The organism is Arthrospira sp. PCC 8006, from assembly GCF_046480465.1.
Taxonomy (GTDB): domain Bacteria; phylum Cyanobacteriota; class Cyanobacteriia; order Cyanobacteriales; family Microcoleaceae; genus Limnospira; species Limnospira platensis.
Window position 1 is genome coordinate 1 of record NZ_PKGG01000205.1, and the last position, 9,498, is coordinate 9,498.

Genomic DNA, 9,498 nt, shown 5'->3' on the forward strand with positions numbered 1-9,498 from the left:
CTATTAGCCAAGATGTTGAAGTGGGAATAGTGGTTAAGGACGAGTCTTGGGTACTGATGGAAATAGACGTAAAAACCGAATTTCAGGGAATATTACCCGGTGGCACTMAAAAAACCTGGAAAGCTAAAACCCAAGTGGTAGTAGTAGCCGGAAATGCCGGGGGCGTATTGGTGAAAGTCAACAACGGCGAAGCCAGACGCTTAGGGGAACCAGGAATGGTCCAGGAAGCCGTATTTAAGGCTGGGAATAGCGACGAAACCGCCGATCTTCCCAGTTCCTAGTTCACCTTATTATCTAGGATTATCTAGGCGCGCGTCCGTAGGTATCTGTCCAGAACTTCAGGCGATCGCCAATTTCATCAGTTAGCAACCCAGGTTCACAACGCCAAGCCCAGTTACCCTCAGCGGTACTGGGTTTATTCATTTTAGCCTCACTTCCCAATCCCACCACATCTTGTAGGGGCAAAATTGCCTGATTAGACACCGATGACAAAGCCAGCCGAATCATATCCCAGTGAATGCCATCATTTAGCACCTCACCTAAATAACCCAAATAACGAGTTACATAGGCTTGTTGTTTAAGCGATCGATTATTAAACCAGCCCACAGTCGTATCATTATCATGGGTTCCCGTATACACCACCCAATTAGGGGAAGTGTAGTTATAGGGTAAATAGGGGTTATCCCGTCCCGAATCAAATGCAAAATGTAGCACCTTCATACCAGGTAACTCAAATTTATCCCGCAAGGCTTCCACCTCTGGCGTAATAATCCCCAAATCTTCAGCAATAATCGGCAGCCGCCCTAACTTTTCCTCAATCGTGTGGAATAGATCCTCTCCCGGTGCATTTACCCACTCACCATTGATAGCAGTAGTTTCGCCTTGGGGAACTGCCCAAAAAGACTCCAGACCCCGGAAATGATCAATCCGAATTAGGTCTACATAATCCAACATCGATTGAATACGATGCACCCACCAATCAAACCCATTTTGTTTAAGGCGATCCCAGTTATAAACCGGATTACCCCACAGTTGCCCACTTTCGCTAAAGTAATCTGGTGGGACTCCTGCCATTAAAGACGCTTCTCCGGTTTCTCCGTCCAAACAGAAAATTTCAGGATGAGACCACACATCAGCACTATCATGGGCTACATAAATCGCCAAATCCCCAAAAATCTGGATTCCTTGTTCGTTGGCGTAGCGCTTCAAATTCGCCCACTGACGATTGAAGGTAAATTGCAGATACTTATGGAAAAAGATTTCTTCGCCCAGTTTTTCCTGCCATTTTTTCATCGCTTCTGGCTTGCGCCGGGAAATTTCATCATCCCAAGTGTGCCAACTGGCTCCGCCTTGGGCATCTTTGAGAGCCATAAAAAACGCATAGTCATCTAGCCAGTAGCTTTTCTGGCGGCAAAACTCATCAAATTCTCCATGAAGGTCTGATGGTTCCTGTTTCCGAAAATTCTGGAAGGCTTTGAGAAATAGGGGGGTTTTCAGTTCTTTTACCCGGTCAAAATCCACCATATCTGTAGGTAGGGTGGGGATTTTGTCTAAATCTTTTTTGGTCAGTAGTCCTGTCTCGGCTAACATATCAGGACTGATTAACAGAGGATTTCCCGCAAAGGCGGAATAGGAAAGGTAAGGAGAATTACCAAACCCGGTTGGACCTAGGGGCAGGATTTGCCAAAGCTGTTGGTGACTGTCTCTGAGAAAGTCCACAAACTGATAAGCATTGGGTCCTATATCCCCGATGCCATATCGACCTGGCAGGGAGGTAGGGTGTAGTAAAATGCCGCTAGATCTGGGCTGAAATGACATAAGAAACCTAAAAGATATAATTGTTTCCACTGGTGGCAGGGTGGCTTGTCCTCTCGGCACAGCTTCTGGAGCCACCTGCCGAGAATACCATTCCCTCTTTACCATTTTACTCCTGCTAGGGACGGATTTGGCACAATTCAAGGCTCAACCTACTGCGATCGCTCTCGGTTCTGGTAGGGGGACTCTCCATAATCACTATCATCTTACTCATTTGTAATGGGTTGATATTATCGGATTTCGGAAAATATGAAAGTGGAATGAAGGCAATATGATTAATTTATGAAATTTGCTCTTGATATATCCCCCTCCAATTTAACCGGAAATCTTCATCTAATTAATGATATAATAACCTGGGGCTGTTCTTAGATGCCCCCCTGTCCTATCTATTCTAAGGGAGGAAATACTGATAATATGTTAACTGCATTTACAGCGGGACTTTTATTGATTAGCTTGTCGGAATTAGGTGATAAAACCTTTTTTATCGCTGCTATTTTGTCAATGCGATACCCCAGAAGGCTGGTTTTTGCCGGGGTGATAGCAGCTTTGGCATCTATGACAATTATTGCTGTCGTTATGGGTCGAGTGGTGGCTTTCTTGCCGCCTAGTTATCTCCACTGGGCGACCATTTTCCTGTTTAGTGTATTTGGAATTAAATTGTTATACCAAGCTAGTCAAATGCCATCCTCTCAGTCCTGTGGTGAGGAAGAAGAGGAGGCTATGAAGGCGGTGGCTGGGTCGAATTTAGCTAAAAAGAAGTCGAAGCTGGGGATATTGCTGGAAGCGTTTACTTTAACTTTTATCGGGGAGTGGGGCGATCGCACTCAGATTGCTACCATTGCTTTAGCAGCCACTTATCACCCCGTGGGAGTAATATCCGGGGTGATTTTAGGGCATAGTATCTCGGCAGCGATCGCCGTTTTAGGAGGCCGCATAATTGCCGGTCGCATTTCTGAACGCACCATTACCGCCGCCAGTGGATGTTTATTTATTGTTTTCGGCTTGGTGGCTTTAATTAATGGTGTCTAAACCGTTTCGGTTTAATCAGTTTTGGGAACTATCATGACTGGATTTGGGGGCTGTTTCTACAGGTTTATTAACAGTGGTTTTGGTTTTGCCATTGCCATTGCCATTACCATTACCATTGCCATTACCATTGCCAGTTATGATAGTGTAACCGTTACCATTGGCATTTTCCGGGGCATAATAAACAGGCTCTGAAACCTGACGGGCTGCGGGGTGTTTGTCACCAACTAAACGGGACTGTAAAGTGGTCGCAATGATATAAAACACTGGCACAATATACAAACTCAGTAGAGTGGAAACCAGCATTCCTCCCATTACTGACATACCAATAGAAACCCGACTAACCGCACCCGCACCCGTCGCAAAAGCCAGAGGCATCACCCCAAAAATAGTTGATAAAGCCGTCATCAAAATGGGGCGAAATCGGACTTTTCCAGCTTCGATCGCCGCCTGACTAATAGACCGCCCCATTTCCCGCAGTTGGTTAGCAAATTCCACAATGAGAATCGAGTTTTTAGTCGAAAGTCCGATTAACATAATCAAACCAATGCGGCTATAAATATTTAACTCCAATTCCGCCAACCATAGCGCCCCAAAAGCACCTAATAGGGATAGGGGGACGGCTAATAAAATCACCAATGGATCGACAAAACTTTCAAACTGCGCCGCCAAAGTTAGGAAAATAAACGCTAGGGACAACCCGAAAATGTAAATTGTCGCATCTCCAGCCTGACTAAACTCGCGGGACTCTCCAGCTAAGTCTGTTCTCATGGTATCAGGAATAGTGCGATCGGCTAAATCTTGGAGAGCTTCCAAGGCTTCACCGAGACTATATCCAGGGGCGGCACTACCTTCTAAAGTCGCCGACCGGAAGCGGTTAAAGTGGTTAATTTGTGGTGGTAGAGTCGAGTCACGGATAGTCACCAAATTACTGAGGGGGATCATTTGACCGGACTCCGATCGCACAGATATTTCCCCAATATCTTCAGGACTAGCCCGAAATTCCGACTGTCCCCTAACTATCACTTCATAACGTTGATTTCCCTGGTTAAAATTGGTAATTTCCCGACCACCCAACATAATTTGCAAAGTCCGGGCTATTTCTTGCACAGAAACCCCCAAATTTCCAGCTTGGGCTCTATTTACCTCTAGGACTAATTCCGGCTTATTCAGCTTTAAATCGGTGTCCATATTCACTAATTGAGGTAATTCATTCGCCGCCATAGCCAATTGTTCAGAAACTTGTGCTAACTCGGTAATATCATTTCCCTGAAGCACAAATTGTACAGGTTGACCGAGGCGACTCCCTGGTAGTGAACTCGGGTTAATGGCAAATACCATGGCATCGGTAATTTGGGAAAACTTGCCAAATAAACGTCGGACGATCGCCTGTTGAGACTGTTCCGGTTCTGTACGTTCTGACCAGGGGACAAGGCTAGTAAAAGCAAAGCCTCGGTTAGCTTGGGCTGCGCCTCTCCCAAATCCGGTTAGGGTAAAAAATGCCCGCATTTCCGGCACATCAGCTAAGATTTCTTCAACTTCCCTAACCACATTATTGGTATAGTTTATGCTTGCACCTTCGGGAGCATTAATCGGCACAAAAATTCGCCCCCTATCTTCCGTTGGCAAAAACCCTTGAGGCAATTGTACAAATAGCCAAGCTGTGAGGCCTAGAGATGCTACAAAACCCAGCAAAATCACAGGTTTAAATGATATCAATAATCGCAGGCTGGCATCATAGATATTGGCGATGCGATCGAGGAGCCAATCAAAGGCGTTCAGAGGGGCTGATAGCAGCCTCATCAACAGGTTGTTACTGCTGTGGGATGGTTTTAAGATAATCGCCGAAACAGCGGGCGCTAAGGTGAGAGCAACGAAGGATGAGAACACCACAGAAATGGCTAGGGTGATGGCAAATTCATTAAAAATTTGTCCGGTGGCTCCCCCGGAAAAACTGACGGGCACAAATACGGCAATTAGCACCACAGTAGTGGCAATTACAGCAAAGACAACCTCGCCCATGGCATGAATGGCAGCCTGGAAAGGGTGCATTTTCTTCTCGTCAATATAGCGGACGATATTTTCTAAAACCACAATGGTATCATCTACCACTAATCCCGTGGCTAGAGTTAGGGCAAATAGGGTCAAGACATTAATCGAAAATCCCAGAAAAAACATGGCACCAAATGCGCCGATTAATGAGACGGGAATGGTGATGGTGGGAATTAGGGTAGCCCGCCAGTTTTTCAGAAATAGGAAGATAACTAATACCACCAGGGATATGGCTAACAGGAGACTTTGCCATACTTCATCAATGGCAACTTGCACAAATTCCGAGTAGTCTACTGCTACGGTATAACTCATGCCGTCGGGGAAGTTTTGGGAAAGTTCTTTCATTCTTTCCTTCACCCCTGTAGCTACTTCTAAAAGGTTCGCGTCGGAAAGTCTACTAACTCCTATGGTAACGGCGGGTTGACCCCTGAATCTGGCAATGGTGCGATCGCTTTCTGCGCCGATTTCTGCATAGCCAATATCTCCGATGCGTATTTGTGTACCGTCGGGGTTGCGCCTGATAATTAGGTCTTCGTATTCAGGGGGGTTTTGTAGTCTTCCTAGGGTGCGGACGGGAAATTCCATGGTCTCCCCTTCGATGCGACCGCTAGGGATTTCTACGTTTTGTCTCTGTAGGGCATTTTCTACGTCTAGGGGGGTCACATTACGGGCTGCCATACGTTTGGCATCTAGCCAAATTCTCATGGCGTAGCGACGTTCCCCACCTATGAAAATACTGCCGACTCCGTTAACGGTTTCTAGGGAATTTCTCAGGAATTGGTCGGCATAATTACTGAGTTCTAAGGTGCTAAAGCGATCGCCATATATGGCAATCCACATAATGCGATCGTCGTCGCTACCATCCTTAGAAACTACCGGGTTATTCACATCAGAAGGTAGTCGCCCCGTCGCCCTAGACACACGGGAGAGAACATCCTGGACGGCTACTTCTAAATCCCGTTCCAATTCAAACTCAACATTGATAGAACTTAGCCCCTCTCTACTGGAGGAGGTCATCGTTCTTAGTCCTTGAACCCCGTTAATAGCCGCCTCCAGAATTTCCGTAACTTCTGTTTCGACTACTTCCGCATTCGCCCCCGGATAGGTAGTCCTAACTCTGACAACCGGAGGATCAATGCTCGGAAATTCTTGCACAGGTAGTCGGGTAAATCCCACAAAACCCACTAGGATGATTACCAGGGAACAGACAGTGGCAAAAACTGGACGTTTAATAAAGAAATTTGTAAACACAATTTACCCTCACTACTTATTGGCTATGATTCTCGCCCCCAGTTAATTTTGAGGATTGATAGCAGCACCATCTGACAGTCTTTGAATCCCGGAAACTATCAGTTGTTCACCGGGTCGTAAACCTTCCACCACTTCCGCATATTGGTCTCTAATTAAACCTAAGCGAATTACCTGCCTTTTCGCGGTGGGATTTTCTCCCCCTTCCGTGGTAAATACAAACCTTTCATCTCCAGAAAATTGTACGGCGGTCATCGGTACAACTACTGTGTTCGGTTTTTCATTCCAAATTACCCGCGCCCTCACGAATTGACCTGTGCGGAGCAGTCCGTCAGGATTAGTAAATGTGGCTTTGGCTAAGATACTTTGAGAATTAGGATTTACCGTGGGGGAAATAAAGCTAATGCGTCCGGTTCCGATAGGTTGACCTTGGGGGTCCTGCATTTCTACTGCTAGTCCCTCCCGTAGGTCGCCTTGGCGTTCTAGGGGAATAGATAATCTCAGTTCTAAGCGATCGTTTTCTGTCAGACTGGTTAAGGTCGCACCCCGGTTAACAAAGTCTCCCGGTCTCGCTGTCACATCACCAACTATCCCCGTAAAAGGTGCTTGTACAGTCGTCTCTTGTAGCTGCACTTCTAACTGGCGAACACGGGCGGCGGCTTCCGCTACTTGGGCTTCCGCTTGGTCGATTTCTTGGGGTCTCGTGCCACTTTCTAAGCGTCTTAACGCCTGTTGAGATTGTTCGACTCCCGCTTCTCTCAGGGCTATTTCTGATTGGCGATTTTGCTGTAATTGTTCTAGTCGTCTTTCGGCAGCTCTCAGATTCGCTTGGGCGGTTTGTTTTTGCGACACTAAAGCATCAAATTCATCTCTGGAAATTGCCCCGGCTTCCGTGAGTTCTTGAAATCTAGTTACCCGTTTTTCCGCTAACTCTGCTGCTGCTATATTGGCATCTATTTGGGCTTGGGCTTGATTGATTTCTGCTAGTAAACTACCAGATTGAGCATCATTTAGACGGGCGACAGATTCCGCTAATCTCCCACGGGCTTCCGCAATTTCTTCCGGGCGACTTCCGGCTTGTAATTCTGCTACTCTGGCTTGGGTTCGCACTAGGTTGGCTTGGGCTTGTCGTAGTTGCGCTTCTAGGTCATCACTTCTTAAACGGGCGATCGCCTGCCCTTGATTTACCATCTCCCCTGACCTAACATATACTTGCGTGATTCTCCCTTCTATTTCCGATCTTACTTCCACCGACTCCCGCGCTTCCAGAGTCCCCACAAATTCCCCAGCATCCTGAAAGTTCCTAGTTTCTATGCTGGTGACTCTCACCGGAACTCCCCTCGGTCTTTGGGGGGAATTACTCGCCGCCGCTGGGGTAGTGTCCGCTTGCGCTTTACTGGAGTACCACCACTGACCCCCAGCAAAGCCTACTCCTAGGGCTAGTAATATTCCTACGGTCACTGATACCCAACCCGATTTATTACTAGGTTCTGATTCCGAATGGCGATCGCTTTCTATCTGATTTTGGTTTTCTATTGGCGAATGTTCACCACTCCCCTCAACTTCCACGACCGACTGATGATAATTCGAGTTTGATGATTCTGTTGATGATGGATAAGACATAATAAATTGTAGTATGATTATAATTGTTGGCGGCAAAATTTTACTGTCAATTCCCTAGTCTACTGCCATTGTAGATCTCGGCTATTCACAATTGTGATCTGTCTGAAGATAGAGAATCACCACCCCCTAGTTCTTGTTGCAAATTATCGTAGGTTTTTTCGAGCCATTTAGACTCTGAATCTAACAAAAACTTCGCCCTTTGCCAAATATCTGATTGATAGGAGTCAACCGGCACATATTCAACCTCTTTCTGGTTCAGATATGCCATCCTTTGCTGACAAGCTCTGAGGCGATATTCTAACAATCTCAGGCGATTTTGTATACTTAAGTCACTAAAAAAGAAATACTTAATTAGAAACCTAGAACGGCTTTTAACCCAACTCTCTTGCGGCTGTTCTAGCATTTTGTATAACCATCGCTCACGCCCGGCGGCGGTAATACCATAAACCTTCCGACTCGAACCTGCGTCCCCTGCCTCTTCTAGGATAACTTGAATATATCCCCGTTCTTCCAAACGTTTCAGCAAGGGATAAATTGCACCATAGTTAACGCTGATACAGCTTCCCATAAACAGCTCTAGGCGCTGCTTCAGTCGGTAGCCGTGTAAAGGTTCGCGCTGTAGTAGTCCTAATGCAGATAGTTCCAACATTATATCAAATTGATACTTGTGTTGACAATATAGCCAATTTTCGCCTACGAGTCAACAAATAGGCTATAAAAATTGGCGATCGCCTTGAGTATAAGATTTTCTGTCCCCCTCTGTATCCCCAGATCGACTCATACCAACCACCAAAAAACAGTATCAATCATCTCATAAAAAGGTGCTGACCTCCCAGCCTGGTGGATAAACTCAAGGTTTTATGGAACCCATAACCAAACCCCAGGATTTAATCGAGGTTTAACTTTTATTAGTTGAGGGTTAATGGTCTAAGGTTTAAGGGTTGAGGATTAAAGATTAATCGTTGACCGCTAAACTTTAAGCCATATAAGCGAGATGGTATGCTTCGCCTAGAAGATCCATCTCTGAGCCATAAATTTAGAGTTTTTCGAGAGACCAGCACCTAATTATTGATGCTCGATAATAAATAGGCTAATCAGGAATGTTAATCAAAGTGCGGGCGTTGCTAATAGACAGCACCCGGTCTACAGTGGATTTAAACTCCTCCACAAACTCTTGGCGGCGATCGCATTCCCCAGTCAAATTGGTAGGGTCAAGTATTTCTACTCCCTCCCGTCCCAAAAAACTATCAGCTAGAGATTGATACTTTTCCGAAGCCGCATTTTTGCCTAATACTTCGATCGCCAATTTATCAAAAATCATGGGTCTAAAACCCCGCCCTTCTAGGGCGGCTTTCACTTAGCCAAGCATTTTGTGCTATGGTGAACAGCATAGAGTCTGTTCGAGCCATGCTTGTTCTCGAGTTCAAAGTTAAAGGGAAGTCCCACCAATACGCAGCGATTGAAGAAGCGATCCGAACCGCACAATTCGTTCGCAACAAAGCACTGCGCTATTGGATGGACAACCGAGGTGTTAACAAATACGACCTTAACAAATACTGTCGAGTCCTTGCTCGAGAGTATGACTTGGTTCGAGAACTCAACAGTACGGCTCGTCAAGCTTCGGCCGAACGTGCCTGGTCTTCAATTTCTCGTTTTTTTGAAAACTGCCGCCAGCAAGTTCCCGGCAAGAAAGGATATCCCAGGTTCAAGAAAAATAGTCGTTCTGTCGAGTAC

At 46.0% G+C, this 9,498-nt stretch carries 8 protein-coding genes and 1 pseudogene; 4 read left to right on the plus strand and 5 right to left on the minus strand.

Going from position 1 to position 9,498, the window contains the following annotated elements; translation table 11 throughout:
* A partial coding sequence (locus tag B9T16_RS22065) for a DUF4115 domain-containing protein (RefSeq protein WP_410245770.1) occupies nucleotides 1–281 on the plus strand: 281 nt, incomplete at its 5' end.
* Nucleotides 282–300: 19 nt separating this feature from the next.
* Here the strand turns inward: B9T16_RS22065 and malQ are convergent.
* Nucleotides 301–1,818, minus strand: a complete 1,518-nt coding sequence (malQ, locus tag B9T16_RS22070) for a 4-alpha-glucanotransferase (RefSeq protein ID WP_410245771.1) — start codon at nucleotides 1,816–1,818, stop codon at nucleotides 301–303.
* 40 nt (nucleotides 1,819–1,858) lie between these two features.
* Here malQ and B9T16_RS22075 point away from each other — a divergent pair, with 40 nt between their 5' ends.
* Together B9T16_RS22075 and B9T16_RS22080 are read left to right on the plus strand one after the other, a co-directional pair.
* Nucleotides 1,859–2,035, plus strand: a complete 177-nt coding sequence (locus tag B9T16_RS22075) for a hypothetical protein (protein ID WP_410245772.1) — start codon at nucleotides 1,859–1,861, stop codon at nucleotides 2,033–2,035.
* 194 nt (nucleotides 2,036–2,229) lie between these two features.
* Complete coding sequence (locus B9T16_RS22080; RefSeq protein WP_410245773.1) at nucleotides 2,230–2,844, plus strand: TMEM165/GDT1 family protein; 615 nt, start codon at nucleotides 2,230–2,232, stop codon at nucleotides 2,842–2,844.
* Nucleotides 2,845–2,859: 15 nt separating this feature from the next.
* Here the strand turns inward: B9T16_RS22080 and B9T16_RS22085 are convergent, their stop codons facing one another.
* The 4 genes from B9T16_RS22085 to B9T16_RS22100 all read right to left on the minus strand — a co-directional run bounded on the left by B9T16_RS22085 (nucleotide 2,860) and on the right by B9T16_RS22100 (nucleotide 9,121).
* Entirely contained in the window at nucleotides 2,860–6,144 is a 3,285-nt protein-coding gene (locus tag B9T16_RS22085) for an efflux RND transporter permease subunit (RefSeq protein ID WP_410245774.1), read from the minus strand.
* 42 nt (nucleotides 6,145–6,186) lie between these two features.
* Nucleotides 6,187–7,764, minus strand: coding sequence for an efflux RND transporter periplasmic adaptor subunit (locus B9T16_RS22090; protein ID WP_410245775.1), 1,578 nt, complete (start codon nucleotides 7,762–7,764; stop codon nucleotides 6,187–6,189).
* 85 nt (nucleotides 7,765–7,849) lie between these two features.
* On the minus strand, nucleotides 7,850–8,413 hold the full coding sequence (locus B9T16_RS22095; protein ID WP_410245776.1) for a PadR family transcriptional regulator: 564 nt from the start codon (nucleotides 8,411–8,413) through the stop codon (nucleotides 7,850–7,852).
* A gap of 441 nt (nucleotides 8,414–8,854) precedes the next feature.
* Nucleotides 8,855–9,121: a hypothetical protein gene (locus tag B9T16_RS22100; protein ID WP_317270952.1), complete on the minus strand. Its 267-nt coding sequence runs from the start codon at nucleotides 9,119–9,121 to the stop codon at nucleotides 8,855–8,857.
* A gap of 50 nt (nucleotides 9,122–9,171) precedes the next feature.
* Between B9T16_RS22100 and B9T16_RS22105 the strand changes: the two are divergent.
* A pseudogene (locus B9T16_RS22105) lies at nucleotides 9,172–9,498 on the plus strand (RNA-guided endonuclease TnpB family protein); the annotation flags it as partial.